Source organism: Streptomyces sp. NPDC057694 (assembly GCF_042799415.1).
GTDB lineage: Bacteria > Actinomycetota > Actinomycetes > Streptomycetales > Streptomycetaceae > Streptomyces.
In genome coordinates this window covers 117637-134548 of record NZ_JBHVIX010000024.1, presented here as the reverse complement: position 1 = coordinate 134548, position 16912 = coordinate 117637, and the positions used below count along the sequence as shown (strand labels likewise).

Annotated in this window: 10 protein-coding genes; 9 read left to right on the top strand and 1 reads right to left on the bottom strand. The window is 72.1% G+C overall.

All coding sequences use genetic code 11. The features are described from left to right. Positions 1-102: 102 nt before the first annotated feature. On the bottom strand, positions 103-1602 hold the full coding sequence (locus tag ACFVDP_RS35470; protein WP_383498842.1) for an MFS transporter: 1500 nt from the start codon (positions 1600-1602) through the stop codon (positions 103-105). A gap of 294 nt (positions 1603-1896) precedes the next feature. Between ACFVDP_RS35470 and ACFVDP_RS35465 the strand changes: the two genes are divergently transcribed. The 9 genes from ACFVDP_RS35465 to ACFVDP_RS35425 all read left to right on the top strand — a co-directional run bounded on the left by ACFVDP_RS35465 (position 1897) and on the right by ACFVDP_RS35425 (position 16857). Then, positions 1897-2685 carry an ABC transporter ATP-binding protein gene (locus tag ACFVDP_RS35465; RefSeq protein ID WP_383498839.1) on the top strand — a complete coding sequence of 263 codons (789 nt, stop codon included), beginning with the start codon at positions 1897-1899 and terminating at the stop codon, positions 2683-2685. After that, on the top strand, positions 2682-5264 hold the full coding sequence (locus ACFVDP_RS35460) for an ABC transporter permease (protein ID WP_383498835.1): 2583 nt from the start codon (positions 2682-2684) through the stop codon (positions 5262-5264). Before ACFVDP_RS35465 ends, ACFVDP_RS35460 begins: the two co-directional genes overlap by 4 nt. 545 nt (positions 5265-5809) lie before the next feature. Then, positions 5810-6682, top strand: coding sequence for a 2-dehydropantoate 2-reductase N-terminal domain-containing protein (locus ACFVDP_RS35455; RefSeq protein ID WP_383498832.1), 873 nt, complete (start codon positions 5810-5812; stop codon positions 6680-6682). A gap of 37 nt (positions 6683-6719) precedes the next feature. After that, on the top strand, positions 6720-8018 hold the full coding sequence (locus ACFVDP_RS35450) for a glycosyltransferase (protein WP_383498829.1): 1299 nt from the start codon (positions 6720-6722) through the stop codon (positions 8016-8018). Between the two features lie 761 nt (positions 8019-8779). Beyond that, complete coding sequence (locus ACFVDP_RS35445) at positions 8780-10504, top strand: right-handed parallel beta-helix repeat-containing protein (RefSeq protein ID WP_383498826.1); 1725 nt, start codon at positions 8780-8782, stop codon at positions 10502-10504. A gap of 73 nt (positions 10505-10577) precedes the next feature. Next, positions 10578-11468: a polysaccharide lyase gene (locus ACFVDP_RS35440; RefSeq protein ID WP_383498823.1), complete on the top strand. Its 891-nt coding sequence runs from the start codon at positions 10578-10580 to the stop codon at positions 11466-11468. 142 nt (positions 11469-11610) lie between these two features. Beyond that, positions 11611-15144 carry a transcription-repair coupling factor gene (mfd, locus tag ACFVDP_RS35435; RefSeq protein ID WP_383498820.1) on the top strand — a complete coding sequence of 1178 codons (3534 nt, stop codon included), beginning with the start codon at positions 11611-11613 and terminating at the stop codon, positions 15142-15144. A gap of 145 nt (positions 15145-15289) precedes the next feature. Further along, positions 15290-16027 carry an HNH endonuclease family protein gene (locus ACFVDP_RS35430; protein WP_383498868.1) on the top strand — a complete coding sequence of 246 codons (738 nt, stop codon included), beginning with the start codon at positions 15290-15292 and terminating at the stop codon, positions 16025-16027. 23 nt (positions 16028-16050) lie between these two features. Next, positions 16051-16857, top strand: coding sequence for an N-acetyltransferase (locus ACFVDP_RS35425; RefSeq protein WP_383498817.1), 807 nt, complete (start codon positions 16051-16053; stop codon positions 16855-16857). The last annotated feature ends 55 nt before the right edge of the window (positions 16858-16912 follow it).

The window sequence follows — 16912 nt, the reverse complement described above, 5'->3', positions numbered from 1 at the left end:
GTTCCCCGCGCCCCTGAAACGAGCTCCGCTCGTCCAGGGGAGGCGGCGCGTAGCGCCTGCCTCAGGGGCGCGGGGAACTGCGCGACCAGCCCCCACCGGCCGTTAGTTTGGCGGGGGTTTCTGGGGCGCGGGCGCCGTGGACGGAGGCACCGGCTGTGGGGTGGGCTGCGCCGTTAGGACCGGGAAGCGGCGTGGCGCGAGGGCGATGAGCACGGCCAGGGCCACCGCGGCCGCGCACGCCGCACCCACGTACACGGCATCGACAGCCGCGTCGACAGCCCGCCGCACCCCGTCGGCGTCGACGTCCCGCACCACCGAGTCGAGATCGGCTTCCGCGCCGAGCCGGCCCGAGATCACCGCGTTGGCGACCGCGCCGAAGACGGCCGCGCCGACCGTCTGCCCGATCTGCCGGTAGAAGAGGATCGACGCGGTGGCCGTGCCGCGCTCCGCCCAGCCGACCGTGGACTGCACGCCGATGATGAGCGGCAGCTGGAACAGGCCGAGCGCCGCCCCGAGCAGCAGGCTCAGCAGCGTGGGCTGCCAGACCGCGCCGGGGAAGGGGAGGAGCGGGAACGCGATCAGGAGGCCGAGCGCCGCCGTCATGCCGATCAGCGCGGTGTCCCGGAAGCCGATCCTGCGGTACACGTGCTGGCTGAGCGCCGCAGAGACCGGCCAGCTCAGCGTCATCACCGAGAGCACGAACCCGGCGGCCGTGGGGGACAGGCCGAGCACCGACTGCGCGTACGTGGGCAGGAACGCCGTCGGCGCCACCATCAGCAGGCCCATCGCGCACAGCGCCAGATTGACCGCGGCGATGGTGCGCCGCCGCCACACCCAGCCGGGCAGGATCGGCTCCGCCGCGCGCCGCTCGATCAGGACGACCGCGCCGACCAGCGCAAGTCCCGTACAGAGCAGGGCGATCGACATCCCCGAACCCCACGCCCAGGCCACCCCGCCCTGCACCAGCCACATCAGCAGCACACCGCCCGCCGCGAACACCGCGAGGGCGCCCGCCCAGTCGATCCGGGGGCGCGGCGCGGCCTCACGGGCCGGTTCGTGCAGGTGCCGTACGACGAGGAACAGCGCGACCGCGCCGACCGGCAGGTTGATCAGGAAGATCCAGCGCCAGCCCGCCGTCGAGGCGAGCAGCCCGCCGAGCGCCGGGCCGAGGACGGACGACGTCGCCCACACCGTGGACAACTTGGCCTGGATCTTGGGGCGTTGTTCGAGCGGGTAGAGGTCGGCGGCCAGCGTCTGCACCGTGCCCTGGATCGCGCCGCCGCCCAGCCCCTGGATGACACGGAACGCGATGAGCGCGCCCATGTTCCAGGCGCTCGCGCACAGCAGCGAGCCCGCCATGAACAGCACGCTGCCCGCGATCAGGACGGGCTTGCGGCCCAGGGTGTCCGACAGCTTCCCGTACACGGGGAGCGTGACGGTCACCGCGAGGAGGTAGCCCGAGAACAGCCAGGAGAAGACCGAGAAGCCGCCGAGGTCCCCGACGATCTGCGGGACCGCCGTCGAGACGATGGTCGAGTCGAGCGCGGCCAGCGCCATGGACAGCATTAGCGCGGCGACCACCGCCGTCTTCTTGCCCTGCATATGTTCCCCCTGCACGTATCTCCGGTCAGGAGCTTATGCGGGTGGAGTCGACCCTGAGTAGGGCTCCACCGAGGGGTGGACTCCCCCTAGGGGTACCTCCGTAGATCGGACCGGGGACGGTTCGTCCCCCTGGAGGACGAGGGGGGCGGGGGGTTCTTCCTACCGTCTAGGGGTGGGGTTTTCCCCCGGGAAAGACGGTGCCTTCCACCAGGGCGCCCGGGGCCCCGCATCACCAGACTTGAAGGCGCAGCGCGGACACATGTGGATCCGCGTGACCGACATAGGAGAATTACCGTGACATCGGCTGTGACCATTCCCAGGACCGGGGGCACTGGAGAGCGTACGGCCGTTGCCGCGCGGGCGCGGCAGGTCGTGAAGGCGTACGGGTCGGGGGAGACCCGCGTCGTCGCGCTCGACCACGTGGACGTGGACATCGCGCGGGGACAGTTCACCGCGATCATGGGCCCGTCGGGCTCCGGCAAGTCCACGCTCATGCACTGCCTCGCCGGGCTCGACACCGTGACCTCCGGCCAGATCCACCTCGACGAGACCGAGATCACCGGCCTCAAGGACAAGAAGCTCACGCAGCTGCGCCGGGACCGGATCGGCTTCATCTTCCAGGCGTTCAACCTGCTCCCGACGCTGAACGCGCTGGAGAACATCACGCTCCCGATGGACATCGCGGGCCGCAAGCCGGACCGGGCCTGGCTGAACCAGGTCGTCGAGACCGTCGGGCTCGCCGACCGGCTCAAGCACCGGCCCACCCAGCTCTCCGGCGGCCAGCAGCAGCGCGTCGCCGTGGCCCGTGCGCTCGCCGCCCGGCCCGAGATCATCTTCGGCGACGAGCCGACCGGAAACCTCGACTCGCGGGCCGGCGCCGAGGTCCTCGGCTTCCTGCGCCGCTCCGTCGACGAACTCGGCCAGACCATCGTGATGGTCACCCACGATCCCGTGGCCGCCGCGTACGCGGACCGTGTCCTGTACCTGGCCGACGGCCGCATCGTCGACGAGATGCTCCGGCCGACCGCCGACGCCGTCCTGGACCGCATGAAGGACTTCGACTCCCGGGGCCGTACGTCATGAGTGCCAACACCGTCATGAAGACCTCGCTGCGCAACTTCCTCGCGCACAAGGGCCGGATGGCCCTCTCGGCGATCGCCGTGCTGCTGTCCGTCGCCTTCGTCACCGGCACCCTCGTGTTCACGGACACGATGGACAAGACCTTCGACAAGCTGTTCACGGCCACGTCCTCCGACGTCACCGTCAGCCCGAAGGACTCCAAGTCCGAGGGCAGCGCGACCGGCCGCCCCGAGTCGCTGCCCGCCTCCACCGTCGCCACCGTGGCGAAGGCGAAGGGCGTCAAGTCGGCCGAGGGCGCGGTCAGTTCGATGAACGTGACCGTCGTCGACGCGAAGAACAAGAACATGGGGTCCGAGAACGGCGCCCCGACCATCGCGGGCAACTGGACCAAGAACGACCTCCGCTCCATGGAGATCACCACCGGCCACGCCCCGCGCGGCCCGACCGAGGTCATGGTCGACGCCGACACCGCGAAGAAGCACCACCTGAAGCCGGGCGACGAGCTGCGCACCATCGCCGCCACCGGCGACATCAAGGCGAAGATCGTCGGCATCGCCTCCTTCACCGTCACCAACCCGGGCGCGGCCGTCGTCTACTTCGACACCACCACCGCCCAGCGCGAACTCCTCGGCAAGACCGGGCAGTTCACCCAGATCAACGTCGCCGCCGCGACCGGCTACACCGACGCGCAGGTCAAGGCCAACGTCCAGGACGCGCTCTCGACCCCGTACAAGATCCAGACGCAGAAGGAGGCCGCGGACGCCAACGCCTCCGACGTCTCCTCCTTCATGGACGTCATCAAGTACGCCCTGCTCGGCTTCGCCGGGATCGCGTTCCTCGTCGGCATCTTCCTGATCATCAACACGTTCTCGATGCTGGTCGCCCAGCGCACCCGCGAGATCGGCCTGATGCGCGCCATCGGCTCCAGCCGCAAGCAGGTCAACCGGTCCGTCCTCGTCGAGGCGCTGCTGCTCGGCGTCGTCGGCTCCGTCGTCGGTGTCGGCGCCGGAGTGGGCCTGGCCGTCGGCCTGATGAAGCTGATGTCCGCCGCCGGGATGGACCTGTCCACGAACGACCTCACCGTGAAGTGGACGACCCCGGCGATCGGCCTGCTGCTCGGCATCGTCGTCACCGTCCTCGCCGCCTACCTGCCCGCACGCCGGGCCGGCAAGGTCTCCCCGATGGCCGCCCTGCGCGACGCGGGCACCCCGGCCGACACCAAGGCCGGAGTCGTCCGCGCCGTCCTCGGCATCCTCCTCACGGGCGGCGGCGGATACGCGCTCTACCTCGCCACCCAGGCCGACAAGGCCAGTCAGGGCTCGCTGTGGCTCGGCGCCGGCATCGTCGCCTCCCTCATCGGCTTCGTCGTCGTGGGACCGCTCCTCGCCGGCCTCGTCGTCCGCGTGATCAGCGCCGTACTGCTCCGCTTCTTCGGCCCCGTCGGACGGATGGCCGAGCGCAACGCGCTGCGCAACCCGCGCCGCACCGGCGCCACCGGCGCGGCCCTGATGATCGGCCTCGCGCTGGTCGCCTGCCTCTCCGTCGTCGGCTCCTCGATGGTCGCCTCGGCCACCGACCAGCTCGACAAGTCGGTCGGCGCGGACTTCATCGTCGAACCCAGCAACGGCGTCATCACGCCGCAGGCCGCCGCCGCCCTGAAGAAGGTCACGGCGTCCGGCGACGTCAGCCACGTCACCGAGGTCAAGTACGTCAAGACGACGCTGACCACGCCCGGCGGGGTGAAGGAGGACGAAGAGCTGGTCGCGGCCAGCCCGTCCTACGCCCAGGACCTGCGCCGCGAGACCACCTCCGGTGAACTGACGGCGGCCTACGGGAAGAACGCCATGTCGGTCGGCTCCGAGTTCGCCGAGAAGAACCACGTGAAGGTCGGCGACGAGATGACCGTCGCCTTCGACCACGGCCGGACCACGAAGCTGAAGGTCGCGGCGATCACCTCCGACGACACGGTCTTCGACAAGGGCGCCATGTACACGAACATGGCGACCGCCGTCCGCTACCTGCCGAAGGACCGCGTCCCGCTGAACGGGATGATGTTCGCCAAGGCCGCCGACGGCAAGGCCGACCAGGCGTACGCGGCGCTCAAGAAGTCCGTCGCCGCCGACCCGACCGTCAAGGTCAAGGACCAGACCGACTACAAGCAGACCCTCAAGGACCAGATCGGCCAGCTCCTCAACATGATCTACGGGCTGCTCGCCCTCGCGATCATCGTCGCGGTGCTCGGCGTCGTGAACACCCTGGCCCTGTCGGTGGTGGAGCGGACCAGGGAGATCGGCCTGATGCGGGCCATCGGCCTCTCCCGCCGCCAGCTGCGCCGCATGATCCGCCTGGAGTCCGTGGTCATCGCCCTCTTCGGCGCCCTGCTCGGTCTCGGCCTCGGCATGGGCTGGGGCGCGACCGCCCAGAAGCTCCTCGCCCTGGAGGGCCTGGGTGTCCTGGAGATCCCGTGGCCGACGATCCTCTCCGTCTTCGTCGGCTCGGCCTTCGTCGGACTGTTCGCGGCGCTGATCCCGGCGTTCCGGGCGGGCCGGATGAACGTACTGAACGCGATCGCGACAGATTGACGCGTTTTGACGCGTTCCTTTCCCGGGGGCCGTTCTCTTGTCCCGGAAGGTACGTCCTTGGGGGAGAAAACCCCTGCTGACGGGAAACCTCCCCTTTTTCAGACATGCGCAATTAGAAGCCATATTTCAATTCTTCTGGCCCCACGGGGTGTTCAGGCCCTAATGTCTGTCGCGGAGGGGCGAACGCCGGGAGGCGTTCAACATTCATGCAATTCAGGGGGGTTGAGGGGGAGTGCTCTCGTCTTCGACCGTGGTCACCCGCGCCGCCGAGCCAATCGGCCATGAGCTGCGGGAACCCGGGGGACCGAGAGCGCGGTCGGCGGACGGCCCGAGAGTGAACCGGCGTTGAGCCGTCGCTCCGGCGTCCGCATCAGCATTTCTGTGTTCCGCGCTCGCATGCCGGTTCTCTCTTGAACTTCCCGGTGTTCACCGGTCCTTCCGGGCCCTTTCGGGGGCCTTTCCAGGCCGGCCGCGGGCGCATTCCTGTGACGTTTCCGCCTGCGCGCGCCAGAGGGTCGCGCATCCGACCGGGAGACGAGCTCACCATGTCAAGGATCTTCATCGTCGGTTCCGGCGTCGTCGGTACCGCCACCGGCAAGGGCCTGCTTCGTGCCGAGCACGAGGTCACCTTCGTCGACGTGGCGCCGCAGCGCCTGGACCACCTGCGTTCCCAGGGACTCGACGCACACGAATCACTCGACCTGAAGGGGGCGCCCGACGCGTTCATCTTCCTCACCCTGCCGACGCCGAGCACCGGCCACGGCTACGACCTCAGCGCCTTCCAGGACGGCACCACCTCGGTCGGCCGCGCCCTGGCCGACGCCACCGCCCCGCACGTCGTCGTGGTCCGCTCGACCGTGCCGCCCGGCACCGCCGAGGGCGTGGTCAAACCGATCCTGGAGAAGTACTCCGGCCGCAGCCTCGGCGAGGACTTCACCCTCGCCAGCAACCCGGAGTTCCTGCGCGCCGCCTCCGCCGTCGAGGACTTCCGCCACCCGTGGATGACGGTCGTCGCCTCCCGCAGCGCGCGCACCCGGGAGCGGCTCGCCGAGCTCCTGACCCCGTTCGGCGGCGAGCTCCGTCTCTTCACCGACCCGGCCGAGGCCGAGTTCGTGAAGTGCGCCCACAACATCTACAACGCTACGAAGATCAGCTTCTGGAACGAGATGTGGCTGGTCAGCCGCACGCTCGGTCTCGATCTGGACCCGATCGCGCAGACCGTCGCCCGCTCCGCCGAAGCCTCGTACAACCCGTACTACGGCATCCGCGGCGGCAGCCCGTACGGCGGTGTCTGCCTGCCCAAGGACACCCGCGGGTTCCTCGCTCTCGCCGACGCCCTCGGGGTGGACATGCCGCTGCTCACGGCGGTCGTCAAGGTCAACGAGGTACTGGCCTCCGGCGGCAACGGCCGGCCCTGACGGGCCCGGCGCGCAGGCGCGACCACGAGGACGGATCATGAGCAGATTCTTCGACTTCTTCGGCTCCATCGACCTCACCGGCCTGGCCGGCTTCTTCGACAGCGCACTCGTCGACCTCCGGTACTACCTCGTCTACCTGCCGCTGGGGCTCATCGGCCTGGTCCGCTGGGCCTCCTGGCTGCTGCGGCGGGTGCCGGCGGCGCTGTACCGGCCGGCGCAGGGCGACGACGTCCGGGCCTCGCTCGGCGTCGTCGTCCCCGTCTACCAGGAGGACCCGGAGATCCTCCGCCTCGCCATCGAGTCCTGGCTGTCCAACGACGTCGACGAAGTGGTCCTGGTCGTCGACGTCACCGACGACGTCTGCCGCCGGGTCGCGGAGGGCTACCCGGTCACCGTCCTCGTCACCGACGTGCCCGGCAAGCGCGACGCCCTGCGGCGGGGCTGGGAGGCCTGCCGCTCGGAACTGGTCGCGCTGGTCGACTCCGACACGATCTGGGCCGAGGACGTCGCGGCCGAGGTCCGCAAACCGTTCGCCGACCCGGGCGTCGGCGGCGTCGGCACCCGGCAGAACGTCTACAACCCGCGCGGGTTCCTCCAGCGGGTCAACGACATGTTCCTCGACTACCGGTACTTCGACGAGAACGCCGCGCAGACCGTCCTCGGCCGCGCCGTCTCCTGCCTGTCGGGGCGCACCGCCGTCTACCGGCGCGCCCTGCTCCTTGAGGTGTCCGGCGACTTCATGAGCGAGACCTTCATGGGGGTGCCGTGCATGTCCGGCGACGACAAGAGGCTGACCACGCTGGTCCTGGAGCGCGGGCACCGCACCTACATGCAGCGCTCCGCACGGGTCTGGTCGACGTTCCCCGGCACCCTGCGCGTCTTCTGCAAGCAGCGGCTGCGCTGGGCCCGCAACACCTGGCGCTCCGATCTCAGAGCCCTGTCCCGGCGCTGGGTCTGGCGGCACCCGTTTCTCGCCTACAGCATGATCGACAAGAGCGTCAGCAGCTTCACCCTGCTGCTGTCGCCGTTCTTCATGACGTACGCGATCGTCCGCCAGGACTGGTTCTTCGTCGCCTGCCTGGGCGCCTGGTGGTGGGTCAGCCGGTCGATGAAGATGCTGCCGCACCTCGTACGCCGGCCCACGTCGTTCTTCCTGGTGCCGGGCTTCGTGGTGATGTCGTTCCTGATGGCCGTCATCAAGATCTGCGCCCTGCTCACCGTGCGCCGCCAGCGGTGGCTCACCCGGCAGGTCTCGGTCGAGAACGGCGTCGTGGTCCGTACGGCGCCGGCCGCCGAGGCGGCCGCGCCGTCCTCCGGGGCGGGGGCGGCGGCGTGAGGGGGCCGGCGTGGTCGCGGCCGGGTGCGCAGTTCCCCGCGCCCCTTTCGGGTTGTCGGTCTGCTGACGGTCGGTGGGGGTTCTCGCGCCGTTCCCCGCGCCCCTTACGGGGCGCTTCGCTGGGTGCCGGCCTGCGGAACGCTGTGCTCGGGGTCGTGGGTGCCGCGCTGTTGGTTGCGCCTGTGGTTGTGCCGGGGGTCGTGTCGCCGGGGGTGGTGGCGTTCGCCGGGACGGCGGGGGATCCGAGTGCCTCGGGCGACCCGGGTGACCCGGGGGAGCCGATTCCGGTTCCCCCGGAACAGACGGGGGAGCCTGGGGGGCCGACTTCGGGGCCGGTGGAGCCGACGGGTGATCCGGGGGCTCCGACTTCGGATCCGGGGGTGCCGACTTCGGGGCCGGTGGAACCGACGAGTGATCCGGGGGCTCCGACCTCGGACCCGGTGGAGCCGACCAGGGACCCGGCTCCCACTTCGGGTCCGGGAGAACCGACCGGGGATCCGGGGGCTCCGACCTCGGCGCCGGTGGAGCCTACGCAGGCTCCGACCTCGGCCCCGGCGGAGCCCACGCAGGCTCCCACCTCGGCGCCGGTGGAACCGACGCCGGGTCCGACCTCGTCGGCCCCGGCACTGCCCACGCGGGCTCCGGCCCCGTCGCCCACGCGGCGCCCGTCCACCTCGGCCCCGGCGAAGCCGACGCGGGCCCCGACGCGGGATCCCGTGCGGCCCACGGCGGCTCCGATCGCGCCGACTCCGGTGCCGGTGGTGCCGACCCGGGCCCCCGAGGTGCCGGGGCGGGCCGAGGCCGCCCGTGCCGGGCGGGATCCGGATGTCGCGGCCTGGGCGCGCAACGGCAGGCCCGAGCGGCTCGTCGTGCTGCGGCCCGGCACCGTCGCCCTCGTGCGTCGCGGGGTCGTGGTGCGCCGGCTGTACCCGGGTCCGGGCGCCGTCACCCCGGGCTGGCTGTCCGCCAACGCGGGGAAGGGCTGGATCACGTACACGCCGGGAACGCAGCCCACGATGCGGGTGCGCGCCGCGATCCTGCTCACGCCGGGCAGCGCGCTCCAGATCCGGCCCGCCGACGGCACCGTCCTGATGGCCACGGGACGGACCGCCGCGTCCGGCACCTGGATCAAGGGCTCCCGCGCCGTCCTCGACCTGGCCGGCGCCACCCTCCGCTCGGCGGGCCGGGGCCCGGCGCGGCCGTACCTGGCGATGGGCGCGGGCGGCCGGATGGACATCGTGCGGTCGAGCGTCACCGGGCTCGGCCGCGCGGGACCCGCCGCGCAGTCGGGGGTCACCTGGGGCCGGGGCAGCACGGGCAGCGCCGTCCTGTCGGTGTTCCACGGCAACCGCACCGGCCTGCGCCTCACCGGCGCCCACGGGGTCCGGCTCGACCGGGTCACCGTGACCGGGTCGGCCGAGGACGGCGTCGTCCTGAACGGGGACCGGGGCACCACCGTGCGCGCCCTGTCCGCCGTGGCCGGCGGGCGGCACGGCGTCGTCGTGGGCGGCACCGACGGCCGGGTCCTGACCGGCGTCGCCACTCGCGCCAACCGCGGCACGGGCATCAAGATCACGCCCCAGCGGCGCCTCACCCTGACCGCCCCGGTCTCGGACGGCGACGGGAGCGGCGGCATCCGGCTGATGTCGTGCGCCTCCTGCACCGTCCGCGGGCCCGTGGTGCGCGCGACCCCGGCCGCGCTCACCGTGCTCGGGGCGGACTCCCGGGTGACGGTGAGCGAGCCCGACCTGACCGGCGACGGCAGCGGCACGGGGATCTCGCTGGCCGCCGGCATCGGCGGCGCGACCGTCCACGGCGGCCGGGCGGCCGGTTTCGCGCGGGCCGTCGAGGTCGCCGGAGCACGGGTCGTCGTCGACGGCACCACGCTCAGCGACTGCGCCACCGGCGTCGCCGTGCGCGGCCGGGCCGGACCGGTCGCGCTGCGCGGCCTGGACGTGCGGGCGCGCCGGTTCGGGATCACCGCGTCCGGGACGACCCGGGGCGTGTCCCTGTCCGGAGTGCGGATCGGCGGCACCACCGTCAAGGGACTGTCCTCCGCGTCACCCGGCCTGCGGGTCAGCGGCGGCTCGGTCACCGGCGCCCTCACGGCCGTCGACCTGAGGGGCTCGGCCCGCCTGGACCGGCTCGCGGTCAGCGGGGCCGGGCGCGGGATGCACCTCGCGCCCGGGGCCCGGGTCAGCGCCGTCGGCCTGGACGTGCTGGCCCGCCGCAAGGGCGTCGACGCCGACGAGGGCGCCCGGCTCGACCTGACCGACTCCCGGGTGCGGGCGGCCGTCGCGCTCTCCGGGGACGGTTCGGTGCGCCGGCACGGCGCCACCGAGATCAGCCTGCCGCCCTTCCCCTGGCTGGGCCTCGCCGCACTGGTCGCGCTCGGCCTCGCGGTACTGCTCCAGACCGTCCACCAGGTCCGGCACCGCCGCACCGCGTCGCCGCGGGTCGCGGCCCATGTCCGCAACACGGCTTGACCGAGGCAGAGCTTGACCGAGGCGGAGAAGGAGGAGGAACACAGGGGGAACGGGGCGAGAGAAGGAGGCACCCATGCGCAGGCGGCAGTTCATGCTGGCGGGCGCCGCCGCGGCCGGGACGGTGCTGGTCGGGTGCTCGTCCGGCTCGAAGGACGACGACCACAGCACGCCGTCGCCGGGTACGCCGTCCCCGGGTACGCCGTCGGGCCCGCTGCCCACCGTGGGCGCGGACACCGTCGCCGGGCTCTTCGGGGCGCAGGTCAGCGCCCGGCACGCGGGGTCGTTCGGCCTCGACCGGGCCGCGCTGCTGCTCGGCGGCGGCCCGGTGCCGGGCCCGGTCCTGCGGGTGCGCTACCCGGCCCGCTCGGCCAGCCCCACGGTGGCCCGCACCTACGACCGGCCCGAGGGCGGCGCCCAGCTCTACCTGCCGCTGCGCTCCGGGCCGGTCGACCGGCTGCACCTGCGGTACTGCCTGCGTTTCCCGTCCGGCTTCGACTTCGTCAAGGGAGGCAAGCTGCCCGGCCTGTACGGCGGGACGGACACCAGCGGCGGGCGTATCCCCGACGGCACCGACGGCCTGTCCACCCGCTACATGTGGCGTTCCGGCGGCCGCGGCGAGGTGTACGCGTACCTGCCGACCTCGAAGGTGCACGGCACGTCGCTGGGTCGCGGCTCCTGGTCCTGGCCGGTCGGCCGCTGGACCTGTGTCGAACAGTCCGTGGTCCTCAACCGCCCCGGGCGCCGCGACGGCTCGGTGACCGTGGACCTCGACGGGCGCCGGGTGTTCGACCGCGACGGCCTGGAGTTCCGTACCACCGACGACCTGCGCATCGCGGGGGTCTTCTTCTCGACGTTCTTCGGCGGCGGCGACCCCAGCTGGGCCACCCCGCGCACCCAGTACGCGGACTTCACCGCGTTCACCGTCGCCCACCACCCCATCGGCCCGCCGCCCGGTCTCACCTAGTCCCCGGCCCTTCGGGGCCCCGGGCCCCGCCCGCCCTGTCCGGCGGCTGTCCGTGCGGCGACGTACTCTGGAGAACCCCGGCCCGTGAGACGTGTCGGGCCCTTTGCGTTGCCCACCCCGGACGGGAAAGGCCTAGGCCCCCATGAGCCTGCACGGACTGCTCGACGCCGTCGTCAAGGACGCGGCCCTCACCGAAGCGGTGAAGGCCGCCGGTGACGGCAACCGCATGCACATCGACCTGGTGGGCCCGCCCGCGTCGCGCCCCTTCACGGTGGCCGCGCTCGCCCGCGAGGCGAAGCGGCCCGTGCTCGCCGTCACCGCGACCGGCCGGGAGGCCGAGGACCTGGCGGCGGCGCTGCGCTCGCTGCTGCCCGCCGACGGCGTCGTGGAGTACCCGTCCTGGGAGACGCTGCCGCACGAGCGGCTCTCCCCGCGCTCGGACACGGTCGGCCGCCGCCTCGCCGTGCTGCGCCGCCTGCGCCACCCCCGCGCCGACGACCCGGAGACCGGCCCGGTCTCAGTGGTCGTCGCCCCGATCCGCTCCGTGCTCCAGCCGCAGGTCAAGGGCCTCGGCGACCTGGAGCCGGTGGCGCTGCGCACGGGCGAGTCCGCCGACCTGAACGAGACGGTGGAAGCGCTCGCCGCGGCCGCGTACGCCCGCGTCGAGCTGGTCGAGAAGCGCGGCGAGTTCGCCGTGCGCGGCGGCATCCTCGACGTGTTCCCGCCGACCGAGGAACACCCGCTGCGCGTGGAGTTCTGGGGCGACGACGTCGAGGAGATCCGCTACTTCAAGGTCGCCGACCAGCGCTCCCTGGAGGTCGCCGAGCACGGCCTGTGGGCGCCGCCCTGCCGCGAGCTGCTGCTCACCGCCGACGTCCGCGCCAGAGCGGCCGAGCTGGCCGAACAACATCCTGAGCTGGGCGAACTGCTCGGCAAGATCGCCGAGGGGATCGCCGTCGAGGGCATGGAGTCCCTCGCGCCCGTCCTCGTCGACGACATGGAGCTGCTGCTCGACGTGCTCCCCGAGGGCGCCATGGCCGTCGTCTGCGACCCCGAGCGCGTGCGCACCCGCGCCGCCGACCTCGTCGCGACCTCCCAGGAGTTCCTGCAGGCCTCCTGGGCGGCGTCCGCGACCGGCGGCGAGGCCCCCATCGACGTGGGCGCCGCCTCGCTGCGCGCCATCGCCGACGTCCGGGAGCGGGCCCGCGAGCTGGGCATGATGTGGTGGTCGGTGTCGCCGTTCGCCGCGGACGCCGCCGGACTCGACGCGGACACGCTCCAGCTCGGCATGCACGCGCCCGAGACGTACCGGGGCGACACGGCCCGCGCCCTCGCCGACACCAAGGGCTGGCTCGCCGACGGCTGGCGCGCGGTCTACGTCACCGAGGGGCACGGCCCCGCGTCCCGCACCGTCGAGGTGCTCGGCGGCGAGGGCATCGCCGCCCGCCTGGAGAAGGACCTCGGCGAACTGGCGCCGTCCGTCGTCCAGGTGTCCTGCGGCAGCCTCGAATTCGGCTTCGTGCACCCGGAGTTGAAGGTCGCCGTCCTCACCGAGACCGACCTCACCGGGCAGAAGACGGCCGGCAAGGACGGGCAGCGGATGCCTGCCCGGCGCCGCAAGACCATCGACCCGCTCACCCTCGAATCCGGCGACTACATCGTGCACGAGCAGCACGGTGTCGGCCGCTACATCGAGATGGTGCAGCGCACCGTGCAGGGCGCCACCCGCGAGTACCTCGTCGTCGAGTACGCGCCCGCCAAGCGCGGCCAGCCCGGCGACCGCCTCTACATCCCCACCGACCAGCTGGAGCAGATCACCAAGTACGTCGGCGGCGAGGCCCCGACGCTGCACCGGCTCGGCGGCGCCGACTGGACGAAGACGAAGGCGCGCGCGAAGAAGGCCGTCAAGGAGATCGCCGCCGACCTCATCAAGCTGTACTCGGCGCGCATGGCGGCCCCCGGGCACGCCTTCGGCGCGGACACGCCGTGGCAGCGCGAGCTGGAGGACGCGTTCCCGTACGTGGAGACGCCCGACCAGCTGACCACGATCGCCGAGGTCAAGGACGACATGGAGAAGACGGTCCCGATGGACCGCCTGATCTGCGGCGACGTCGGCTACGGCAAGACGGAGATCGCTGTTCGCGCGGCGTTCAAGGCGGTCCAGGACGGCAAGCAGGTCGCCGTCCTCGTGCCCACGACCCTCCTCGTGCAGCAGCACTTCGGCACGTTCTCCGAGCGCTACGCCCAGTTCCCGGTCCGGGTGAAGGCGCTGAGCCGCTTCCAGACGGAGACCGAGTCCAAGGCGACCCTGGAGGGGCTGCGCGACGGCTCGGTCGACATCGTGATCGGCACCCACCGGCTGTTCTCCTCCGAGACCAAGTTCAAGGACCTGGGCCTGGTCATCGTCGACGAGGAGCAGCGGTTCGGTGTCGAGCACAAGGAGCAGCTGAAGAAGCTGCGGGCCAACGTCGACGTGCTGACGATGTCCGCGACCCCCATCCCCCGTACGCTCGAAATGGCCGTCACCGGCATCCGCGAGATGTCGACGATCACGACGCCGCCCGAGGAGCGCCACCCGGTCCTCACCTTCGTCGGCCCGTACGAGGAGAAGCAGATCGGCGCGGCCGTCCGCCGTGAGCTGCTCCGCGAGGGCCAGGTCTTCTACATCCACAACCGCGTCGAGTCCATCGACCGCGCGGCCGCCCGGCTGCGCGAGATCGTCCCCGAGGCGCGCATCGCGACGGCCCACGGCCAGATGTCCGAACAGGCCCTGGAGCAGGTGGTCGTGGACTTCTGGGAGAAGAAGTTCGACGTCCTCGTCTCGACGACGATCGTCGAGTCCGGCATCGACATCTCGAACGCCAACACGCTCATCGTCGAGCGCGGCGACAACTTCGGCCTGTCCCAGCTGCACCAGCTGCGCGGCCGCGTCGGCCGTGGCCGCGACCGCGGTTACGCGTACTTCCTGTACCCGCCGGAGAAGCCGCTGACGGAGACCGCGCACGAGCGGCTCGCGACCATCGCCCAGCACACGGAGATGGGCGCGGGCATGTACGTCGCGATGAAGGACCTGGAGATCCGCGGCGCGGGCAACCTCCTCGGCGGCGAGCAGTCGGGCCACATCGCGGGCGTCGGCTTCGACCTGTACGTGCGCATGGTCGGCGAGGCCGTGGCCGACTACCGGGCCTCCCTGGAGGGCGGTGTGGAGGAGGAGCCGCCGCTGGAGGTCAAGATCGAGCTGCCGGTCGACGCGCACGTCCCGCACGACTACGCGCCGGGGGAGCGGCTGCGCCTCCAGGCCTACCGCTCCATCGCCTCCGCGAACTCCGAGGAGGACGTCACCCACGTCCGCGAGGAACTCACCGACCGCTACGGCAAGCTGCCCGAACCGGTGGAGAACCTGCTGCTCGTCGCGGGCCTGCGCATGCTGGCCCGCGCCTGCGGCGTCGGCGAGATCGTCCTCCAGGGCAACAACATCCGCTTCGCACCGGTGGAGTTGAGGGAGTCGCAGGAACTGCGCCTCAAGCGCCTCTACCCCGGCACGGTCATCAAGCCGACCACCCACCAGCTCCTCGTCCCCCGCCCGAAGACGGCCAAGGTCGGCGGCAAGCCGCTCGTCGGCCGCCAACTGCTGGCGTGGGTGGGCGAGTTCCTGGCGACGATCCTGGGGTCGTGACGCCCGCGCGCCGAATCCGCCGCCCGAACACCAGCGCGCCCGGGGCACCCCCGCATCCCCCGGGCCGCGCGGGGCATTCGATACCTTGAGCCGGCGTAACCGGTACGACAGGTAGCAGATGTGAACATGTGGGAGGGGCGTCGTGATGCGAGGCGTGGGGCGGGGTGTGGTGGCCGTCGTGCTGGCCGGGGTGGCGGTCACCGGCTGCAAGGCCGATCTGGACTCGGGCGGGAAAGGCAACGGGAGCGGGAACCCGGGGGCCGGGGCGCAGGGCAAGGCGGGCAGTGCGCTGGCCGCCGTCGACTCGCTCACCGTCAAGGGGCGGGCGCCCAAGACCGGTTATGCGCGGGAACGATTCGGCACGGCCTGGGCCGACACCGACTCCAACAGCTGCGACACCCGCGACGACATCCTCAAGCGGGACCTGAAGGACGTCCGGTACACCGACGGCAAGTGCAAGGTCGCGGGCGGCTCGCTCTCCCCCGACCCCTACGGCGGCAAGGACATCACCTTCACCCGCGGCGCCAGCAAGGTCGACATCGACCACCTGGTCGCGCTCTCCGACGCCTGGCAGAAGGGCGCCTTCAAGTGGGACCCGAGCAAGCGCATCGCGCTCGCCAACGACCCGCTGAACCTGCTCGCCGTCGACGCGACCCCCAACCGCAGCAAGGGCGACGGCGACACGGCGACCTGGCTCCCGCCCAACAAGGGCTACCGGTGCACCTATGTCGCCGCGCAGGTCGCCGTGAAGAAGAAGTACGGCCTGTGGGTGACCGGCGCCGAGCGCGACGCCATGAAAAAGGTGTTGACCGGGTGCCCGGACCAGAAGCTACCTTCGGGCGGCAATCCGACCGAGGCTCCCGCCCGCTTCCACGCCCGCTGAGCCGTTCCCGAAAGACGTACGACATGAGCCCCGACCCGGACCCGACCATCACGACGCTTGCCGAGCGGCCCGGACTGCGCCAGGCGATGTGGACGATGGAGGACACCTGGCCGGTGTTCGTCCAGCACGACGCGGTCGGCTGGTCCTTCATGGGCCGGATCGCCGTCGACTTCCCCGAGTACGTCCTCGTCGCCACGGACGAGACCGGTGATGTGGTCGCGAAGGGCGTCAGCGTGCCGTTCGCGCAGCATGTCGAGGGGCGCGGGGGAGTGCTGCCGGACCGAGGCTGGGACCGGGTGGTCCAGTGGGCGTTCTCGGACCTGCGGCGCGGCGTCGAGGCCGACACGGTCAGCGCCGTCGAGATCACCATCGTGCCGCGCATGCTGGGCCGCGGCCTGTCCGGACGGATGCTCGCGGCGATGCGGGAGAACGCGCGGTCGCGCGGCTTCGGCGAGGTCGTCGCGCCGGTGCGGCCCAGCGCCAAGCACCGGGAGCCCGCCGCCCTGATGAGCGAGTACGCGTACCGGAAGCGGGCGGCGGACGGTCTTCCGGAGGACCCCTGGCTGCGGGTGCACGTGCGGGCGGGCGGCGTCATCGACAAGGTGGCGCCCGCCTCGATGACCGTGTCGGGGTCGCTGGACGAGTGGCGGCAGTGGACGGGGCTGCCCTTCGACACCGCCGGCCCCGTCGAGGTCCCCGGTGCGCTGGTCCCGGTGCACTGCGCGCCGGAGCGCGACAACGCCGTCTACGTCGAGCCGAACGTGTGGGTGCGGGGGGGGGGGGGGGGGGGGCGCGGACCGCCCCCCCCGCGCCCCCCCCAGGGGGCGTAGGGGGTGAAGCCTCGGTGCCCCCCCCCGTCACTTTTCCCCCAACCACATATTGCAA